We start from the raw sequence: 18,141 nt of genomic DNA, 5'->3' as shown, positions 1-18,141 counted from the left end.
TTCCCCTCTATTTTTTATTATTAAGCTGGATAACCAGCCGCCATGCGCGCCTTGCGCATGTTAAGATAGCACCTAGAATAACCAACCAAAGCACGATAATAAAGACCATATTATCGGACCACCAAATGGGTTCAAAAAGGGCAATTATACTGCCAAGGGTAACCATAGCCATGCGATGCGGTTTGGCCATCGGGCCGGTGAAATCGGCCGGAAGTCCATTACTGCAACCAAGCTCGCGAATATAGGCGGTGAATATGGCAAGTGTCGCGGCAATCCAGCCAAGCATCGGGTTGGAAGCGGCATAGCCCACACCCACTAAAATTGCGATGTCGGCTATGCGGTCTGGAAATTCATTCCAAAACGGGCCGTCTGACGCAGACTTTCCAGCCTCAATAGCCACAAGGCCATCCATTAAATTACACAAAAGGCGAAGCTGGCAAAAAACGGCAGCAGCGATCAAAAACGTAATGCGTATCCCGCCTTCAGCATCAGCAGATAGAGTGAATAAAAACCCGCTGATTATGGCAAATGGTATGCTGAGTATGGATATCTGATTGGGGGTGATGCTGGTCGCCGCCAATCGTTTTGTTAGCCAGTTAGCCCAACCGGTATTGCGGCTTTTAAGGGGGCGGCGATTATCATCCTTAGTCATTTATCGCACCTTTGGTTTTCCAAAGAGAGAAATTATAAATAGCAGCATAAAGGCTGGCGACACAAAAAGGCAAAGCGATGGTGAGGAAGACTTCTGGTGTTCCTGCAAGAGTGTGTAGCGTTGTGAGTAGGATAAAGGAGACAGCAATGGCTGCGAGCGGCGGAACAATGAGCGCTGTGATGCCGGATAGACGCGCGGCCAAAGCTTCGATACTTTTTTTGAGAAAAAGGGTAATGCAGGCAGAAAGCCCACCTTGTAAAAGTGCGGCGAATATCGGCTTTGGCATCTCATAAGCGCTGTTTGCAAGAAATGCCCAGCCTCCCATCGCGATGAAAGCGCCAACAACATGCATGAAGCTGCTTTGGGATAGTTGAACGATTAGCGCGCGCATCTATCCCCAGCCATAGTGTACGAGATGGAAGAAAACAGGAGCGGCGAAGACGACAGAATCCAGTCGGTCAATAAACCCGCCATGGCCCGCGATTGTATGACCCCAATCTTTAATGCCCTTGTCTCGTTTGATGGCTGACATAACAAGCCCGCCAAAGAACCCCATGATAGTGATAACAAAGGCAATCAGCCCTGCTTGAAGGGGGTTGAAGGGGGTGATCCAATAAAGAGCGCTACCAACAAGTGTAGCGCTTAAGATGCCGCCAACAAGCCCTTCAAGGGTTTTAGAGGGAGAGAGGTTGGGGGCAATTTGTCTGCGCCCCAAGAGCTTTCCCCACACATATTGCAGCACATCGCTCAGTTGAACGATGATAATCAAAAATGCAATCAGCAATACGTTACGTCCTTCGTACCCTTCAATCTCAAGAGACAATAGAGCGGGTACATGGGAGGCACAAAAAACACAAATCATCAAAGCCCATTGGGTCTGTGCAATGCGCAAAAGGAAATTTTCAGCATCACCGCGTAGCGCGGCGACAATAGGCATCAACAAGAATGCATAGACTGGAATGAAGATGGAATAAAACCCGTACCAGTCGATCCAGATTGCATAATATTGGATGGGCAGAATAACGAAAAAAGCCGTGACCAGCGCCCAGTGGTCGGCGCGTTTGGTGTTGAGGAGCGTCACAAATTCTCGCAGGGCAGCAAAGGAGCAAAATGCAAAAAGAAGCACAACGCCTGCTCGCCCGCCGAGAAAGGCAATGCCCAACAATGTGACCATTGCCCACCAAGCATTGATGCGTGCGTTCAAATTCTCAACGCCGAGGCTGATATTGGGTGCTGCACGGCGCCTCAATATTTGTCCAATGATAGTTGCGACAACAAGAAGAATTGCCACCCCAAAAAGAAGTTTAATGAGGTCTATTGTGTCAGCACTCATTGCTCTTCTCCCACGGGCTTATCTTTTGATGGATTAAGGTCCAACAATGCCTTTTCAGCCCGCTTTAAAAAAGCCGCTTTATCCTCACCGTCTTCTACATGCAAAGGTGTGCCAAATGTTACTGTACACACCAGCGGTATCGGAATGATCTCACCTTTCGGCATAACGCGGTTCAGGTTTTCTATCCATGCAGGTGTCAGAGGCACATTGGGTTTTGCTTTGGCAAGATGATAAAGCCCACTTTTAAAGGGCAGCAATGCTTGATCCGTTAAGTTGCGGAGTCCTTCGGGGAAGATGATCAGAGACGATCCTTCATCCAGAGCGTTTGACATTTGGGTAACTGGATCTTCTGTTCGATCTTCTGGCTTACGTTCAATAAGCACAGCATTGAAGACGTCTTTTCCGATAAACCGCCTGATTGTGGAGGTGAGCCAATAGTCGGCGGCCGCGACAGGTCGCGTCTTGTTGCGCACATGGGCTGGTAACAAGGTCCAAATTAGGACGAAGTCGCCATTGCTTGTGTGATTGGCAAAATAAACGGTTTGCTGACCTCCCGCCTGTGGGTCTTGCCAAATGCCACGCACAGCTGTGATGAAGCGGGCAAATAAAATTATACCGGATGCAACGAGTGGGGAGAACAGTTTCATAATGTCCTAATTACCATAAAATTATCCCCTTGGGTGGAAGAGGCAAGATCGCGCTCAAACTAAAGATGAGAAGCATTTTATATGCACTTTGAGCGACATGCAGAATTGTTTTTTAATTTAATTTAAAAAAATGTTATAAAGCCCTTCTCTTTAGGCAACTTAGTGTCTATATCAACGGACTTGAAAGACATTGATTGTCTTTGTATCGCGGGGTGGAGCAGCCCGGTAGCTCGTCAGGCTCATAACCTGAAGGTCGTAGGTTCAAATCCTACCCCCGCAACCAACGCAATATGCGTTAGACCAATTTTATTTTTATCGGACCGTGTGAATCATTTGTTGGTAGCAAACTAATGAGTGTGTTTTGGTCTAATTTAGCTCAATGGAGCTGTGGATCTGTTCAAGACCTTGTTATTCTTTACCTTGTTTGCATATTCACGACCAATTTATTTTGGGCTTTTTAATAGTTCCTATAATTATAACGTGACGAATCTAAGAACTATGGAATTGAGGGGCTTGTTTTGGTTGAGAATTTTTTCTCGAAATTTAAGTTTACAAAACGCAGGCTATTAGTTTCTGCATCGCTGCTATTATTGGCCTCAACACCTGTGCTTAGCGCGGATAAATTCACATCACCTGATATTTTTATTATAGGAGACTCGCAGCTTTCATTCGGTGCAGGCCCGGTTTTTCTCGATTTTTTTCAAAATATAAAAGCCCATTGTGATCCTAATTTGGTGCAAATTGATGATCTGAAGTCCTTGGGAGAAATGTCTGTTGGTGTCATCGGAGTGCGATCGACATCACTCCATTCATGGTCGGCTAAAACTGGCAGGGCGAAAGGAACAATCTGCAATGTTGACCGTAAGTGGAAAGTGAATGCCAGTGTCTACGGCATCATCAAACGCAGCAAGGCAAAATATGTGCAAATAGGCCAAGGGGCCGCTTATGATTTTTGTAAAAGCGAAAAGTCAGCCTTCGAATCCATGTTCAGGGATAATTATTACAACCCGAAACTGCTGATCATGTCTTTTCTGGGCAACTCCGCCCATCGCTGGGCTCAAAATCCAAAAACAACGAAAAGAGATGTTGAGCGGACAATGAAGCAAATCCCAGACGATCTGCCTTGTATTTTCATGACAACAGCGCCAGCCTATAAAAAGAAAACAGTTGATCTGAGATGGCGCGCGCAAAAAAATGTAAAAAAAGCTTTCGAGGAAGTTGGTAGTCGCTGCAGTTTTGTCGAAGGGCACACCCCTGAAACTGTGAAAGCTAATCTTGGCAACAAGTCATATTTCAGATTGAATAAAGCGGGCAGAGTAAAAGATCCATTCCATCCCAACCAAAAAGCGGCGCGCCATTTTTTTGCGATTGAAACTAAGGAAATCTGTTCAGCTGTGTTTAAACAGGTAAAAGGCTCTTCTTTTGATATTGTTGATAGTCGAAATGAGCTCAAACCCAGCCTTGGCATATATGGCACACAGTGACATCTTGACGTAATCGTTAGATTGATTGTCTGGCTTTGCTAGCATTTAGGTCATATTCTATAGAAAATTTATATATGACACACAAAAATTGGAGATCAATTATGTCATTCTCACGTCGAAAATTCATAGCAACTGGTTTAGCATTTATTGGAACAAGCGCACTGTTTGTGACTGCTGCAGAAGCTATGGGCCAAATTTTTGGCAGACAAGGGCTTGCCATTCGCGGTTATGACCCAGTTGCGTATTTTAAAGTGTCTAAACCTGTGAAGGGTAAGAAGGAATTTAGGACAAAACACAAAGGTGCTACATGGGCTTTTGCGTCGCAGGAAAACCTCGATGACTTCGTGAAATCCCCTGATAAATTTACGCCGGTCTATGGCGGCTATTGTTCATGGGCGATGTCTCAGGGTCGCCTTGCAACGACTGTTCCACAAGCATGGGATATTGTCGGTGGTAAGCTGTATTTGAATTTCAGCCTTGGAATACGCAAAAAATGGCGTACGAATATCCCTAAGCATATTAGACTTGCTGATAAAAAATGGCCTACTGTCAGAAAAAAATTGAGCTAAAAGGTCTTGGCGTAGGATCGCTCTTGTTTAGAGGGCCGACCCCTATTTATTTCTAGGACAACCCATTTGGCAAAACTTAGCCAGTCTCAGGCAGTTTGGCAGGTCTTGCACAGTCCGCGCAGCTCGATGGTTGTCTTTAGTAATGTAAAATGTGTCTCACTAGCAAGGTGCGCAAGTCGCTTTGTAAGTGGGCGATCCGTTATCTCATCTACCTGACCGCATGTGTCGCATATCATGAAGGCCAGCGTTTCCTGACCATCGCAATCTGGGTGACTACAGGCAACAAAAGCATTCAGGCTTTCCAATCGATGCACCATGCCAAATTCAACGAGTTTGTCGAGTGCGCGATAAACTTGTAGCGGGGCGCGAAAGCCTCGATCACGCAGCTGATCCAAAATGGTATAGGCGCTGAGTGGCTCTTCTGACTTTGCCAAGGCTCCCATAACTAAAGATTGGTTTTTGGTCAGGTTCTCGATAGCGTGAACATGGTTGCTCATGATCGGTTTCCTTTTCGAGGTTTATTTGAATGCTTGTTCTCGGCGTTAGTATTTTTAGTTCTGTTTGGGGAACGATAAAAGAGGGAGAGAATGAAAAGGGCGAGAGCAGCCACAACGATGCTGGGGCCAGCGGGTGTGTCCCATTCTAGTGACCCGAATAAACCGCCAACGACAGAGGTTGCTCCAATGAGGGCCGCCCAAAGCGCCATCTGCTCAGGACCAAAAGAAAACCGGCGCGCAGTGGCCGCAGGAATAATCAGCATGGCAGTGATCAATAACACACCAACAATCTTCATTGAAATGGCAATGACTGCGGCCATTAAAAGCATGAAGATGATATTAGCCCGTTCTGGCCTCATACCCTCAGCTTCACTCAATTCGTGGTTGACCGTCGCTGCAAAAAGCGGGCGCCAGATAGCGGCAAGGATACCAAGCACAATAAGACCACCAAGCCAAATGATGGCAATATCTGGTTTGGACACAGCCAAGATATCGCCGAATAAGAAGCCCATTAGATCAATGCGGACCCACGTCATGAATGCAAGAGCAACGAGACCTAACGCCAGCGAAGAATGAGCCAGAAGACCGAGCAGTGCATCGCTTGAAAGGGTTGCATGGCGCCGTAACAATAAAAGCGCAAGTGAAACACAAGCAGAGATAGCAAAGACGGCAAGTGTGATGTTTATCTCAAACAAAAAAGCAAGCGCCACGCCAAGTAGCGCCGCGTGCGACAAGGTATCGCCGAAATAAGCAAGCCTGCGCCAGACAATAAAGCAGCCCAACGGCCCTGCAATAAGCGCAACGCCAATGCCTGCAATAATTGCGCGAATGAAGAAGTCGTCAAGCATCGTGTTTTGTCTCCCTTTTAAGGGAATGCTTCTCGTCTGATACGTCATCATGGTGGTGATGGCCGTCATCGGGGTGGCAATGGTCGGTAATGGTGCCATCGCTATGTTGGATGAGGCCATTGGGCAAATGGGTGTGATCGTGGTGATGTTCATAAACTGCGAGCGTAGAGGTCGCCCGTGCGCCAAACAGAGCTTGATATTCCGGACTTGATGCAACAACTGTTGGTGTGCCTGAACAACAAACATGGCCATTCAAACACATAACGCGGTCAGTGGCGGCCATTACCACATGCAGATCATGGGAAATCAGTAATATGCCGCATTGAATTTCATCGCGAATGTTTTTGATGAGATCATAAAGGGCAATCTCACCAGTAAAATCGACCCCTTGCACTGGCTCATCGAGGACCAGCAAGTCAGGTTTGCGTGCAATCGCGCGCGCTAGCATGGCGCGCTGAAACTCACCCCCTGAAAGCGTTCGCATCTCCGCATCGGCCATATGATTGACACCTGTGGCAGTCATGGCTTTGTCAGCCTCATTAGTGCTGACGTTGCCGGTCAATCGCATGAAACGGCGAACACTAAGCGGCAGCGTCCAATCAATCTCAAGTTTCTGCGGTACATAGGAGATATTCAAATTTTGTTTGCGGGTCACCGAACCTTCATCCGGCTTGATAATACCAAGGGCCATTTTGGCGGTTGTGGATTTCCCCGAACCGTTCGGACCGATCAGCGTTACAATTTCTCCCGCTTCTATAGAAAAGCTCACACCCCGCACAAGCCAGTTGCCTGCACGGTGAATGCCGGCATTATCCAGCGTGACAAGGGGTTCAGGTATATTCGACATTGTTTTCAAGAAGACTCTTTTTTCGTCAATAGCTCTTGCTATATCTTATGGCACTGGTTATACCATCACGCAATAATGTAATACAATAACATAACACATCTTTGTATATTTATTAGGAGTGCTTGTCTTGCGTGGTTTAAAATTACTCTCTCTGTCCGTGACATTGCTTTTTGCGTCCCCTGCTGTGCCTTACCTTGCGCCACTAAGTGTCGCCAAAGCTGATGTTAATGTGGTTGCTTCAATCAAGCCGGTCCATTCGCTCGTGGCGGCAGTAATGGAAGGTGTTGGAAAGCCAGGGTTGATTGTTCAAGGTGCCGCGTCCCCGCATAATTATGCTTTAAAGCCTTCGCAGGCCAAAATGCTGGAAGCTGCAAATATTGTGTTCTGGATAGGGCATGATCTTGAGCCTTTCCTTGAAAAATCTCTTGAGACCATCGCTGCAAAGGCCAAATCGGTTGAACTGATTGATGCCCACGATCTTATAAAGCATGAGTTTCGTGAGGGCGGTGCCTTTGATGGGCATGGGCACGAAGAAAAAGATGATCACAAAGAAACGGCCGGGCACGATGATCATGACAAGCACGATGATCATGACAAGCATGATAAGCATGACAAGCACGATGACCATGATGATCATGATAAGAAAGCCAAGTCTGATCATAAAGAACACAAAAAGGCGGGACACGATCACGAGGCGCACGGCGCACATGATGCCCATGTCTGGCTTGATCCTGTAAATGCGAAAGCGCTCGTCCACGAAATCGAAGAAACACTTGTTGAAGCTGACCCAGCTAATGCCGGCAAGTATGAAGCCAATGCCAAAGCTATATCCAGCAAGATTGACGTCTTAATTGCTGATGTAGCCGCCGAATTGAAACCACTCCATGATAAGAATTTCATCGTCTTTCATGATGCTTATCAATATTTTGAAAAGCGCTTTGATGTGACGGCATCTGGCTCGATCACGGTTTCTCCAGAAGTCTTACCAGGTGCAGAGCGCATCAGTGAAATTAGAACGAAACTTAAAGGATTGGATGCAGCTTGCGTGTTTGCCGAACCACAATTTGAGTCCAAGCTGGTATCGACCGTAATTGAGGGCACAAAGGCAAAATCAGGCATCATTGACCCTCTCGGCGCACGGCTTGATGCGGGCCCAAATCTTTATTTCCAATTAATCCAAAACATGGCGGCTTCCTTCAAGGGCTGCCTCACATAAGCAAGCCAGTAGATTGCGTTAGATCATGCGTTCCATATGGCATTTTGTCATAATAAGCGCTTGTACAGTAATGGTATTTTGTTTTATCGCCTCCCCATTGCTGGTGGTTGAACAGAGCACTAACCAAAGTAAGAAATTATCAGAGTTTGAAAGTTGATATGATGAAACTATTTAGAAAATATACCCCAACCAAATTTATTCTAGCCGCTATGACAACGGCCGCTATATCATTGGTTATGCAAACAGGGATTACCTCGCAAGCAAATGCCCAAGCGGGTATATTTGAAGTCGTCCATCCTGATGTTACAAAAGATGAAATAGAGATTGAAGTCCTTAATGGCTTTGGCCTTTCTAATGTTGAAGAAGGCGACGAGCGCTCGGCACATGAATTCGCGATTGGCTATGGGCTAACGGATTTTTGGAAATTTACGGTTGCTGTTGAAGTGGCAAACCCGCGCGGTGAAAGCCCTGAGATTGAGGGTTTTGAGTTTGAAAACCTTCTCCTTTTGCCATTTTTTGGCGACCATGATCACGGTCACGATAAAGATGAAAAAGAGAGCGCTGCTGATGAAGATGATGAACATGGTGAATTTTCACTAGGGCTCTTTACTGCGCTTGAAATTCCAAGAGAAGGCGGTATCAGCGAAGGTGCTCTTGAGGTTGGGCCAGTTTTTGAAGCGGGATTAGGCCCTTTTGACTGGGTTGGTAACCTCCTCGTAGAAATACCCTTCGAAAGCGGTGAAGATGCTGGTCTCGCTTATGCATCCCAAGTTATTTTCCCTGTAAGTGATTCAGTCGGCATAGGCTTTGAGAATTTTGGTGAATTCGAAGGCCTATTTGGTGGTGGTAATGAGCAAGAACATCTTGCTGGTCCTGCCATTTATTATGAATATGAATTGCCAAATGGACACGTCCTTGAGCCACGGGCTGCGGTCTTGTTTGGTTTGAATGATGAATCGTCAGATGCAGTTTTGTCGTTCAATATCGAATATAAATTCGGAGCCAAGTAAGCACCTCAATTGAGGGCTTATTCAAGAACATAAGAGCTTGAGTTGACTTAAGACGGTCGCTCAAGCTTTTTCTTTTGTATCATCTGCAATAGTCCTGACCCAAATCTAAGCCTGACAATGTCTTTTCATTTATGATGATTAAGAGTAAACGGTATCCAATAGCATCCAAATGGTAGCTAATGAGAGCGACAAATAGGCAAAGGTTTTAATGCGATATGAAAAAAATAACTGTTGTTGGTCTCGGCTATGTTGGTTTGGCAATGTCAGTTTTACTGTCTCGCGATAATGAAGTCAGAGCTTTTGATATTTCAAAAGCGCGGGTGGATGCGCTTAATAATCGTCAATCCTCGGTGTGTGATGAGCTCGCAGAAAAAATTCTATCAGAGGAAAAACTGCATCTTGTTGCGACAACCAATCCAGATGAAGCTTTTCCTGGCGCAGATGTGGTCATCATTGCAACGCCCACAGATTACGACCCTGAAAAGAATTATTTCAATACAAAAACAGTAGACCATTCTATTCAGCAAGCCCTTGGTCTATGCCCAAAGGCCGTGATCGTTATTAAATCGACCATCCCAGTTGGTTATACAAAACGGGCCAACGCACAATTTAATACAAATAATGTCATTTTTTCTCCAGAGTTTCTAAGAGAAGGAAAAGCACTTTATGACAATTTGTATCCCTCCAGAATTGTTGTTGGAGATACGGGGGAACGCGGTGCGCTAATCGCTGATATTTTGAAAAAGGCGACTGCAAAACCTGACGTTGATGTCGTGCTCACTGGCTCCGCGGAAGCTGAAGCGATTAAGCTGTTTTCTAATACCTATCTTGCGATGCGCGTGGCTTATTTTAATGAACTTGATTCTTTTGCCATGCATGACGGCTTGGATTCAGAACAAATCATTCGCGGGGTTTGTTTCGATCCTCGTATCGGTGAGGGCTACAACAACCCTTCCTTTGGTTATGGTGGCTATTGCCTGCCAAAGGATACCAAACAATTGGTCGCAAATTATTCTAGTGTACCGCAAAACCTGATCTCGGCTATTGTGAGCGCCAATACAACGCGCAAGGATGTGATTGCAAATGCCATCCTTGAATCAAAACCTAAAACCGTTGGCATTTATAGGTTGGTGATGAAGCAAGATTCTGACAATTTCCGCAGTTCTTCCGTACAAGGTGTCATGAAGCGGATAAATGCGAAAGGTGCTGAAATCATAATCTATGAACCGGCATTTGAGGATGAAAAACTCTTCGGCGCCGAGATTGTCCGCGATCTTGAATCCTTTAAATCGAGCGCGGATATCATTGTTGCTAACCGGTGGCATGAAGATTTAAACGATGTGCGCAGCAAGGTCTTCACACGAGATCTTTTCCACGCTGATTAAGGCCTATTTAAACGCAAGCCTGACATTGCCCCAGCGTCTGCCATTGACCATGATGGGGACATTCAGTTCTTTCATGATAACAAAGTTTCCATTACCCATATCGCGGCGGTAGGTCTGAAGCAAAAGAGGGGATTCGTTCTTAGCAGCTCGTTGGCCTACTTTGTCGGTGAAAATGCGACGGTTGCGGGAATTCGCGGTGTTCCATTCAGGATCCTGCCCTTGAGGCTTGGAAAACTTCAATAGATGGGAAGGCAGATACCCTTTGGTATCGGTCGCGATAACATAAACAACAGTTGAATTCTCGCTCGCGATAGCTTCTTGGAGAGGTACCAATACCTCTTCTGCAAAACTGAGATAAGGCACCAGAAACTGCTCAGGATTTGACCCTTCAACTACTTTGTAGTCATGAGAAAAGAGGCTTGCTTCTGTTACCTGACCATTAGCAATACCGTCTTCAAAGGCCGCTGATACTTGCGAGCCATACGATTTAGCCAATTCCATATACTTTGCGTCATCAACATCAACGCCGGACTGAATGACATCGACGACTAAGCCATCGAGCATATCTGCCACCGTTTGTAGTCGCTTGCTGAAACTGACCAGATCGGTCGATTGGGTGCTGGTATTCTGTGATAATGTGTCAAAGGCATTGGAGAATGTAACACAAGTTTCGCTGACCTTGTCACTACGGCATGAGACGTCTTTTGTTGAGTCTTGAATTTCATCAATTGCATTGCTTACCATTGACAACATTGATGTGAACGATCCAGCCTTTTCGCCAACGACTTCTGCTTTTTTGGTGGCACCTGTTGATCGTTCATTTAAGCCGTCGAGGCCGGTTTTGATGCGATTGATTGTACTATCAATTTCTTCTGTCGCCGATGTCGTATTTTGGGCGAGCTGTTTAACTTCACTTGCAACGACAGCAAAACCTTTGCCAGCTTCGCCTGCTCGTGCGGCTTCAATTGTTGCATTGAGAGCGAGGAGGTTGGTTTGACGGGCTATGGTTTCAATGATGCCTGTAACAGCACGCACACTTTCCATAGCGTCATTTAATTCGATCATGTTGGTATCAAAAGACGATACGTCAGCGATCAACTCATCAATTGATGTGATGGCTTGTGTTGTCGTGTCTTGGGATTGTTGCAGTTCACTGCCAACTTGATCTGACACGTTGCGTGCGCTTGTCATGCTCTCAGTGATACTATTCGCGGAGGTTTCAACCACGTTCAAATCTTCGATGAGTTCGTCAAAATTATTTGCGTTATCTACCGATTGCGATGCTATCGTCTCAATAGAACCTGATATATCAGCCACATCTAAACCAAAATTGCTTAGACCTTGTGCGATCTTTTTTAAAACAGTCTTTAACGAGCGGTTTTCTTTTTCAAGATGATTTAAGTATTCAGAATTTTCGGTGTTTTCTAAATTATGAGCGATAGATTCATTTCGAGCAAACATAGTTGAAATCTTATCATATATTGAAAATATCTATAATACTATGGAGTGTTGGTTAACAAAATTATAAAATCAACTGAGACAAGCTTTGTGGACGTGGAGGGAATAACTAGTAAGTGCGATTTTCGCATCCTCAGAATCACTGTATGAAATAATCATGGAATTTACAGATATCATCCTGACACTGGGTAATCACCCGATTTCGCTTGGTGATGCGCTTATTGCAGCCGGTGCTTTGTTCTTGGTCATGCTGCTGCTGCTTATTATTACTATCTGGCGTTCTGGTCAGCGTCGTTCAGCTCTTGAGGCAGTCACGCGCATGCAAGCCAAAGAGATGGATGCTAGGATGGCTGAGGTGATCAAAGCTCAGTCTGAAATGACTGGCCGGATGCAGACATTTGCGGAAGTCTTTGGTTCTAGACAGCAGGATTTAACCCGTGTTTTGGGTGAGCGCATGGATACGATGAGTCACCGTCTGGGCCAAAACATGACGGAAACGACAAAATCCACGCATGATAACTTGAAGGTATTGGCTGAGCGGCTTGCTGTGATTGATACAGCACAATCCAATATCACCAAGCTCTCCACTCAAGTAGTCGAACTACAAAATGTGCTGGCCAACAAACAAACACGCGGTGCTTTTGGTCAAGCGCGCATGGAGACAATCATACAAGATGGCTTGCCGCACGGGGCTTATGGGTTCCAAGAAACCTTATCGAATAGAAACAGACCGGATTGTTTGATTTTTATGCCCAATGATGCGCCTTCCTTGGTTGTGGATGCAAAATTTCCGCTTGAATCATGGAACGCTGCGCGGCAAAGCGATAACCCGGAAGAAATCCGTTTGGCGCATACCCAGTTCCGCCGTGATGTGGAAAAACATATTAAAGACATCTCGGAGCGTTATTTCATCACTGGTGAAACCCAAGATACAGCCTTTATGTTTGTGCCATCAGAAAGTATTTTCGCTGATATTCATGAGCATTTTGAGGACATTGTGCAAAAAGCCCACCGCTCACGGGTGGTGATCGTGTCGCCATCTTTGTTGATGCTCTCAATACAAGTTGTTCAATCTGTCTTACGTGATCAGCGCATGCGTGATCAAGCGCACATCATTCAAAAGGAAGTTGTGGCGCTTATGCAAGATGTTGTGCGCCTTGATGATCGGGTCAGCAAGCTGCAAACCCATTTCACACAAGCCAATCGTGATGTTGAGCAAATACTGACATCAACCAAGAAAATTACAACGCGCGGCGGTCGCATTGATGCGCTTGATTTTGCAGGCGAGGCCGGCGCGGAACAAAGTCAAGATGGTGCGCCTGACCGCAGCGTGGTGCAAAAGCCCGCGCAACCTGATCTTTTGGCTGGTGAATAAAAAAAGCCCCGAGATATACTCGGGGCTTCGTTTGTTCGGATTTTGTTTTTTAGCTTTGTGTCAGCGGTGAAATCTGGATTTCTACGCGACGGTTTTGGGATTTGCCTTCCGGTGTTGCATTTGTTGCAATCGGTCGCTGTTCCCCAAAGCCTTGAATAGCAAAGCGGCGTCCATCCACACCCTGTGTAGCAAGGTAAGAGGCAACATTTGTTGCGCGTCGCTGTGACAAGTTGAAGTTAGATGTATCGTCACCATCACTGTCTGTATGGCCGAAGACATCGACAAGAGTCTGATTATATTTATTCAAGACGATAGCTACTGAATTGAGAACCGAATGGAAGTTCGGTTGAACCTGATCAGCGCCACTTGCAAAGGTAACATTGCTTGGTAGATTCAAAATAATCTGATCACCATTGCGTGTAACGCTAACGCCAGTTCCTTGAAGCTGTTGGCGCAGCTCAGCTTCTTGACGATCGAGATAAACGCCCACACCACCGCCTGCTAAGGCACCGATACCTGCGCCAATCAAGGCGCCGCGTCTTGTATTATTACTTGCCTTGCCGATCAAAGCACCTGCAAGCGCGCCGCCAGCAGCACCAATGCCAGTACCTTTAGCCGCGCGGCTGATTTTTGACTCGCCAGTGAAAGCGTCTTGTGTTGTTACACAACCCGCTAAACCCAGACAGAATGCTGCCATAAGGGCAGAAGTTTTCATCATTTTGTTCATTGGAATATTTCCGCTTTTGTTATCGTCTAATTAATGGGAGAAAAAGGCTAATTTCAGATAGAGAGAGGTTATCTCACCGTTTTATGTCTCGAATTGGGCGAATATACACTTAAGATGCTGAAGCAATCCTGAACAAAGGCGTGTTTTATGATTTTATAAGGTGAAGGCGCTTATAAGGCTGTGCGCTGGCGCATTGCGGCAGAAAGTGTGCCCTCGTCAAGATAATCAAGTTCACCGCCCACTGGCACACCATGAGCAAGACGAGATACCTGCACACCTTCACTACTCAATTGATCCATAATGTAGTGGGCAGTCGTTTGCCCTTCCACGGTGGCATTCACGGCCAGTATAACCTCATTTACATCGCTTTCATGAACTCTGTCGATCAATCCATTAATGTTCAAGTCTTCAGGGCCAATGCCGTCTAGAGGTGAGAGTGTGCCGCCAAGGACGTGATAGACCCCTTTAACAGCCATGGCGCGTTCAAGCGCCCAAAGATCGGCGACATCTTCTACGACCACGAGTGTTGTCATGTCGCGGCTTTGGTCCTTACAGATGGTGCAAGGTGAAGAGGTGTCGACATTTCCGCATGCGCGACATTCAACAATGTTCGATACCGCGTCAGCCATTGCTGCCCCAAGCGGGGCCATGAGTTTGTCTTTATTCTTTACAAGATGAAGCACGGCACGGCGCGCTGATCGCGGGCCAAGGCCGGGCAATTTAGCAAGTAATTGTACAAGGCGCTCAATTTCTGGGCCGGTAACGGACTTAGGCATACAGGTGGCTCTCAATGTTTGTGAGAATATATAACCCGATTCGAAGTTGCCTTCGGCATATCTTCGTGTCTAAGCCTAACCTCTCCCCAAATAGGGCATTTTTGTTGCCATCACGGTCATAAATTGAACATTGGCGCTTAAAGGTAAATCAGCCATATAGCCCACCGCATCGCCCACATGTTTTAAATCCATCAAAGGCTCGGGGCTCATAGTGCCATCCGCTTGCATGGCGCCTTCAGACAAGGGAATTGCCATGTCAGAGGCTGCATTTCCGATATCAAGCTGCGAACAAGCAATATCAAAAGGTCGACCATCTAGAGATAAGCATTTGGTCAGGCCAGTGATGGCATGTTTGGTGGTTGTATAAGGCGTGGAGCCAGGTCGTGGTGCATAGGCTGATATGGAGCCATTATTGATGATGCGTCCACCCATAGGGCTTTGCTTGCGCATAAGAGCGAAAGCCGCGCGTGCACATAAAAACGAACCAGTAAGATTAACATCCACGGCCTGCTGCCACTCTTCTAAGCTTAGCTCGTCAATTAATTTGCCAGCAATAAAGATCCCGGCATTATTAAATAGAACATCAAGGCGTCCGTGGCGCTCCGCGATAGATTTGAATAACGCGTCAATCGCGGTAGCGTCGGTCACATCACAGGCGATTGCCTCGCCGCTACCTTGGCCTTCACTCAATGCTTGTTCCAAAACATTTAGGCGACGACCAATGAATATAACATGATAGCCTGCGCTCATTAAAGCGTGAGCAGCGGCTTTGCCAACGCCTGTTCCAGCACCTGTTACGAGAGTGATTTTAGTCATTCAACTCACTTTTAAAATGGAAGCTTCATACCCGGAGGCAAAGGTAGCCCTGAGGTCAAATCTTGCATTTTTTCCTGCATTAATGTTTCAGATTTTCCTTTAGCTTCGTTATGGGCGGCCATAATCAGGTCTTCCAGAATTTCAACATCGTCTTCTTTGAAGAGTGATGGATCAATAGAAAGTCCTCGCATTTCGCCTTTGCCACTCATGGTCACCGTGACAAGCCCGCCACCTGAAGTCCCGGAGACTTCCGCATTGGCAGCCTCTTCCTGCATTTCCTGCATTTTTTCCTGCATTTCGCCGGCTTTTTTCATCAATCCCATGATATCTTTCATGGCTGTTACTCCTGTTTATTCGTCAAAATCGTCGGGGTCATTTTCGGGCACTTGTTCAAGGATACCATCTGTTTCATCGTCTAAAAATGTAACATTGACCACCTTGGAGCCAGAGAATGTTTTTAAGACAGCAGCAACCACCGGGTCTTCTTCCGCATCGCGGGTGCGCTGTTTGTCTTCTTCATCGCGTTGAACGCGCAAAGGATCATCACCACCGTCGCGGGCAACAATGACTGTCCACTTCGCCCCAGTCCAATCAAGAAGACGGGTTTTGATGTCATTAGCAAGTGTTCTTGGCGCTTGCGCCGTTTGTGCAATTTCAATGCGACCATTTTCAAATGAAATCAGCCTCACATGATTTTCTAGCGCTGAACGCATAGCTAAATCGCGATGCTCTTCTGCAAGGGCGACAAAATCCTCAAACCGGTTGATGCGTAGAATTTGTTTCTCAGGTGCGACCAGTGGTTTTTCAATAGGACGCGGGTCAGGATTATTTGTCGCCAAGACAGGGCGCGGGCGTGTTTGGGTGGCCTGTGATGCTGACATTTCAGGAGAGGGAACGTTATCAACCATGGGTATTTGTGAGGTTTGTGTAGCTGCACTCGTGGACCCTAATGGAGAAGCCATCCCGCTATTTGCAACTCCAGACCCAGACCCAGACCCAGGCCCAAGCGCAAGCGATGGAGTGGTTTGCGTCGATGCTGTGCCATCCCGCAACGTTTTCAACGCTTCATCGGGTGTAGGTAAATCAGCGACATAAGCAAGGCGCACGATCACCATATCAGCTGCAGCCCATGGTTTATTGGCACTTTGCACTTCTTCGATGCCTTTGAGGAGCATCTGCCATGCGCGCGACAAAACACGAATGGATAGATTGGTTGCGAATTCCTCGGCCTTTCCTTTTTCTAAATCGGAAAGTGCTTGTCCGTTCGGCACACCATCGGCGAGCTTGGCTGTTGTCACCAGATGGGTGAAATCGGCAAGATCTGTGAGTACAACCAAGGGGTCCGCACCGATATCTACTTGCGCTTTAATTTCATCAAGCGCCTCTTTGACGCGGCCTGACATAATGTGATTGAAAAGGTCGATCACCCGTGTGCGGTCGGCCAGACCCAGCATGTCGCGCATTTGTTCGCTATCAACGGTGCCGCCGCCATGAGCAATGGCTTGATCGAGTAAGGAAAGCGCGTCGCGCACCGATCCTTCAGATGCGCGTGCGACCAGCGACAAGGCGTTTTTTTCAACAGTGACGGATTCTTTTTTGGAAACATTGTCAAGAAAGTCAACCATCGTATCGGCTTCAATGCGGCGTAGATCAAATCGCTGGCAGCGGGATAAAACAGTGACGGGCACTTTTCTAATTTCGGTGGTAGCAAAGATAAATTTCACATGTTCAGGCGGCTCTTCCAGTGTTTTTAAAAGCCCGTTGAACGCGGATTTTGAAAGCATATGTACTTCATCGATGATGTAGACTTTATAGCGTGCGGCTGCTGGTTTGTATTTAACGGCATCCACAATTTCACGAATATCATCAATACCGGTATGCGAGGCGGCATCCATTTCGATGACATCAATATGTCTGGAATCGATAATTGCATCACAATGTGCGCCATAGTCGGGCATCTCTATTGTGGGCGTTTGAATGGCGTCGGTCTCATAGTTTAAGGCGCGGGCCAAAATACGCGCGGTCGTTGTTTTGCCAACACCGCGCACGCCGGTCAACATATAGGCCTGTGCAATGCGACCCAGCTTGAAAGCATTGGTGAGCGTCTGCACCATTGGCTCTTGGCCAATGAGGTCATCAAACGTGCTGGGACGATATTTTCTCGCAAGCACGCGATAGGCGCTCTCGGAGTTGGAGCCGCTTGGGGAGTTGGAACCGTTGGCTTTACCTTCGTCCATAAACGACGCCCGCATCTTTCCTGAACATTTAAAAGTCAGGCTTTTATTGCCTGACATAGTTACCAAACGCCATGGCGCGAAAAGTAGGAGGCTGGACGTTGACCCGAGCCGAAGCTCGTTAGGGCTGCTTCCTTCCGGATCTGACCCGGTTGGCGAGTGGCACGTCCATCGCCAACCTCCCAGTAATACTCTATCACAAGGCGCGCGGTAATTTGCAAGCATCATTTGCATTTTTGATGCGGCTGGTTTCAAATTGGGTATAAA

General features: G+C 46.7%; 19 protein-coding genes, 1 tRNA gene and 1 other RNA gene. 7 read left to right on the top strand and 14 right to left on the bottom strand.

The features are described from left to right. Positions 1 to 7: 7 nt before the first annotated feature. The 4 genes from ABJ081_06215 to ABJ081_06200 are packed head-to-tail and all read right to left on the bottom strand — an operon-like array spanning position 8 to position 2,632. Positions 8 to 652, bottom strand: a complete 645-nt coding sequence (locus ABJ081_06215; GenBank protein MEP6356257.1) for a CDP-alcohol phosphatidyltransferase family protein — start codon at positions 650 to 652, stop codon at positions 8 to 10. Then, complete coding sequence (locus tag ABJ081_06210) at positions 645 to 1,043, bottom strand: hypothetical protein (protein MEP6356256.1); 399 nt, start codon at positions 1,041 to 1,043, stop codon at positions 645 to 647. The genes ABJ081_06215 and ABJ081_06210 overlap by 8 nt, the downstream gene beginning before the upstream one ends. Next, positions 1,044 to 1,985: a phosphatidate cytidylyltransferase gene (locus ABJ081_06205; protein ID MEP6356255.1), complete on the bottom strand. Its 942-nt coding sequence runs from the start codon at positions 1,983 to 1,985 to the stop codon at positions 1,044 to 1,046. Then, complete coding sequence (locus ABJ081_06200; GenBank protein MEP6356254.1) at positions 1,982 to 2,632, bottom strand: lysophospholipid acyltransferase family protein; 651 nt, start codon at positions 2,630 to 2,632, stop codon at positions 1,982 to 1,984. The genes ABJ081_06205 and ABJ081_06200 overlap by 4 nt, the downstream gene beginning before the upstream one ends. 206 nt (positions 2,633 to 2,838) lie before the next feature. Between ABJ081_06200 and ABJ081_06195 the strand changes: the two genes are divergently transcribed. The 3 genes from ABJ081_06195 to ABJ081_06185 all read left to right on the top strand — a co-directional run bounded on the left by ABJ081_06195 (position 2,839) and on the right by ABJ081_06185 (position 4,685). Beyond that, a tRNA-Met gene (locus ABJ081_06195) sits at positions 2,839 to 2,915 on the top strand. A gap of 235 nt (positions 2,916 to 3,150) precedes the next feature. Next, on the top strand, positions 3,151 to 4,116 hold the full coding sequence (locus ABJ081_06190) for a hypothetical protein (GenBank protein MEP6356253.1): 966 nt from the start codon (positions 3,151 to 3,153) through the stop codon (positions 4,114 to 4,116). A gap of 101 nt (positions 4,117 to 4,217) precedes the next feature. Next, the gene (locus tag ABJ081_06185; protein MEP6356252.1) at positions 4,218 to 4,685 is read left to right on the top strand and encodes a YHS domain-containing (seleno)protein; all 468 of its coding nucleotides are present in this window, start codon (positions 4,218 to 4,220) and stop codon (positions 4,683 to 4,685) included. Between the two features lie 86 nt (positions 4,686 to 4,771). Here the strand turns inward: ABJ081_06185 and ABJ081_06180 are convergent, their stop codons facing one another. From ABJ081_06180 to ABJ081_06170, 3 genes are read right to left on the bottom strand one after another with little or no spacing between them, the layout of a single operon-like run. After that, positions 4,772 to 5,182, bottom strand: a complete 411-nt coding sequence (locus ABJ081_06180; protein MEP6356251.1) for a Fur family transcriptional regulator — start codon at positions 5,180 to 5,182, stop codon at positions 4,772 to 4,774. Continuing rightward, positions 5,179 to 6,030, bottom strand: a complete 852-nt coding sequence (locus tag ABJ081_06175) for a metal ABC transporter permease (GenBank protein MEP6356250.1) — start codon at positions 6,028 to 6,030, stop codon at positions 5,179 to 5,181. Before ABJ081_06175 ends, ABJ081_06180 begins: the two co-directional genes overlap by 4 nt. Continuing rightward, complete coding sequence (locus ABJ081_06170) at positions 6,023 to 6,877, bottom strand: metal ABC transporter ATP-binding protein (GenBank protein ID MEP6356249.1); 855 nt, start codon at positions 6,875 to 6,877, stop codon at positions 6,023 to 6,025. The genes ABJ081_06175 and ABJ081_06170 overlap by 8 nt, the downstream gene beginning before the upstream one ends. Before the next feature lie 118 nt (positions 6,878 to 6,995). Between ABJ081_06170 and ABJ081_06165 the strand changes: the two genes are divergently transcribed. The 3 genes from ABJ081_06165 (at position 6,996) to ABJ081_06155 (ending at position 10,488) form a co-directional block, all read left to right on the top strand. Further along, positions 6,996 to 8,093 (top strand): zinc ABC transporter substrate-binding protein, encoded by a 1,098-nt coding sequence (locus ABJ081_06165; GenBank protein ID MEP6356248.1) that lies wholly within the window; start codon positions 6,996 to 6,998, stop codon positions 8,091 to 8,093. A gap of 158 nt (positions 8,094 to 8,251) precedes the next feature. Further along, positions 8,252 to 9,103 carry a hypothetical protein gene (locus ABJ081_06160; GenBank protein ID MEP6356247.1) on the top strand — a complete coding sequence of 284 codons (852 nt, stop codon included), beginning with the start codon at positions 8,252 to 8,254 and terminating at the stop codon, positions 9,101 to 9,103. 215 nt (positions 9,104 to 9,318) lie between these two features. Then, the gene (locus ABJ081_06155; GenBank protein ID MEP6356246.1) at positions 9,319 to 10,488 is read left to right on the top strand and encodes a nucleotide sugar dehydrogenase; all 1,170 of its coding nucleotides are present in this window, start codon (positions 9,319 to 9,321) and stop codon (positions 10,486 to 10,488) included. A 3-nt stretch (positions 10,489 to 10,491) separates the two neighbouring features. Here ABJ081_06155 and ABJ081_06150 read toward each other — a convergent pair whose 3' ends face one another. Then, positions 10,492 to 11,949 (bottom strand): methyl-accepting chemotaxis protein, encoded by a 1,458-nt coding sequence (locus tag ABJ081_06150; GenBank protein MEP6356245.1) that lies wholly within the window; start codon positions 11,947 to 11,949, stop codon positions 10,492 to 10,494. A 154-nt stretch (positions 11,950 to 12,103) separates the two neighbouring features. On the opposite strand from ABJ081_06150, the gene rmuC reads away from it, so the two are divergent. After that, positions 12,104 to 13,321, top strand: coding sequence for a DNA recombination protein RmuC (gene rmuC / locus ABJ081_06145; GenBank protein ID MEP6356244.1), 1,218 nt, complete (start codon positions 12,104 to 12,106; stop codon positions 13,319 to 13,321). A 49-nt stretch (positions 13,322 to 13,370) separates the two neighbouring features. Here the strand turns inward: rmuC and ABJ081_06140 are convergent, their stop codons facing one another. The 6 genes from ABJ081_06140 to ffs all read right to left on the bottom strand — a co-directional run bounded on the left by ABJ081_06140 (position 13,371) and on the right by ffs (position 18,058). After that, positions 13,371 to 14,039 (bottom strand): OmpA family protein, encoded by a 669-nt coding sequence (locus tag ABJ081_06140; GenBank protein MEP6356243.1) that lies wholly within the window; start codon positions 14,037 to 14,039, stop codon positions 13,371 to 13,373. A gap of 179 nt (positions 14,040 to 14,218) precedes the next feature. Beyond that, positions 14,219 to 14,824, bottom strand: coding sequence for a recombination mediator RecR (recR, locus tag ABJ081_06135; GenBank protein MEP6356242.1), 606 nt, complete (start codon positions 14,822 to 14,824; stop codon positions 14,219 to 14,221). A gap of 75 nt (positions 14,825 to 14,899) precedes the next feature. Then, on the bottom strand, positions 14,900 to 15,640 hold the full coding sequence (locus tag ABJ081_06130) for an SDR family oxidoreductase (protein MEP6356241.1): 741 nt from the start codon (positions 15,638 to 15,640) through the stop codon (positions 14,900 to 14,902). Positions 15,641 to 15,651: 11 nt separating this feature from the next. After that, positions 15,652 to 15,975, bottom strand: coding sequence for a YbaB/EbfC family nucleoid-associated protein (locus ABJ081_06125; protein MEP6356240.1), 324 nt, complete (start codon positions 15,973 to 15,975; stop codon positions 15,652 to 15,654). A 15-nt stretch (positions 15,976 to 15,990) separates the two neighbouring features. Then, positions 15,991 to 17,877 (bottom strand): DNA polymerase III subunit gamma/tau, encoded by a 1,887-nt coding sequence (locus ABJ081_06120; protein MEP6356239.1) that lies wholly within the window; start codon positions 17,875 to 17,877, stop codon positions 15,991 to 15,993. An 82-nt stretch (positions 17,878 to 17,959) separates the two neighbouring features. Continuing rightward, positions 17,960 to 18,058: signal recognition particle sRNA small type (gene ffs, locus ABJ081_06115), an RNA gene on the bottom strand. Between the last annotated feature and the right edge of the window lie 83 nt (positions 18,059 to 18,141).

The sequence above is a fragment of the Hyphomicrobiales bacterium genome (genome assembly GCA_039989895.1).
Taxonomy (GTDB): domain Bacteria; phylum Pseudomonadota; class Alphaproteobacteria; order Rhizobiales; family JACESI01; genus JACESI01.
Note: the sequence above shows the minus strand (reverse complement) of the source record. Positions and strands in the feature narration are given on the sequence as shown.

What these genes read in the sequence shown, in the direction of transcription:
- ABJ081_06215 (MEP6356257.1), bottom strand. Translation starts at nt 652, where the DNA reads ATGACTAAGGATGATAATCGCCGCCCCCTTAAAAGCCGCAATACCGGT.
- ABJ081_06210 (MEP6356256.1), bottom strand. Translation starts at nt 1,043, where the DNA reads ATGCGCGCGCTAATCGTTCAACTATCCCAAAGCAGCTTCATGCATGTT.
- ABJ081_06205 (MEP6356255.1), bottom strand. Translation starts at nt 1,985, where the DNA reads ATGAGTGCTGACACAATAGACCTCATTAAACTTCTTTTTGGGGTGGCA.
- ABJ081_06200 (MEP6356254.1), bottom strand. Translation starts at nt 2,632, where the DNA reads ATGAAACTGTTCTCCCCACTCGTTGCATCCGGTATAATTTTATTTGCC.
- ABJ081_06185 (MEP6356252.1), top strand. Translation starts at nt 4,218, where the DNA reads ATGTCATTCTCACGTCGAAAATTCATAGCAACTGGTTTAGCATTTATT.
- ABJ081_06180 (MEP6356251.1), bottom strand. Translation starts at nt 5,182, where the DNA reads ATGAGCAACCATGTTCACGCTATCGAGAACCTGACCAAAAACCAATCT.
- ABJ081_06175 (MEP6356250.1), bottom strand. Translation starts at nt 6,030, where the DNA reads ATGCTTGACGACTTCTTCATTCGCGCAATTATTGCAGGCATTGGCGTT.
- ABJ081_06170 (MEP6356249.1), bottom strand. Translation starts at nt 6,877, where the DNA reads ATGTCGAATATACCTGAACCCCTTGTCACGCTGGATAATGCCGGCATT.
- ABJ081_06160 (MEP6356247.1), top strand. Translation starts at nt 8,252, where the DNA reads ATGATGAAACTATTTAGAAAATATACCCCAACCAAATTTATTCTAGCC.
- ABJ081_06155 (MEP6356246.1), top strand. Translation starts at nt 9,319, where the DNA reads ATGAAAAAAATAACTGTTGTTGGTCTCGGCTATGTTGGTTTGGCAATG.
- ABJ081_06150 (MEP6356245.1), bottom strand. Translation starts at nt 11,949, where the DNA reads ATGTTTGCTCGAAATGAATCTATCGCTCATAATTTAGAAAACACCGAA.
- rmuC (MEP6356244.1), top strand. Translation starts at nt 12,104, where the DNA reads ATGGAATTTACAGATATCATCCTGACACTGGGTAATCACCCGATTTCG.
- ABJ081_06140 (MEP6356243.1), bottom strand. Translation starts at nt 14,039, where the DNA reads ATGATGAAAACTTCTGCCCTTATGGCAGCATTCTGTCTGGGTTTAGCG.
- recR (MEP6356242.1), bottom strand. Translation starts at nt 14,824, where the DNA reads ATGCCTAAGTCCGTTACCGGCCCAGAAATTGAGCGCCTTGTACAATTA.
- ABJ081_06130 (MEP6356241.1), bottom strand. Translation starts at nt 15,640, where the DNA reads ATGACTAAAATCACTCTCGTAACAGGTGCTGGAACAGGCGTTGGCAAA.
- ABJ081_06125 (MEP6356240.1), bottom strand. Translation starts at nt 15,975, where the DNA reads ATGAAAGATATCATGGGATTGATGAAAAAAGCCGGCGAAATGCAGGAA.
- ABJ081_06120 (MEP6356239.1), bottom strand. Translation starts at nt 17,877, where the DNA reads ATGGACGAAGGTAAAGCCAACGGTTCCAACTCCCCAAGCGGCTCCAAC.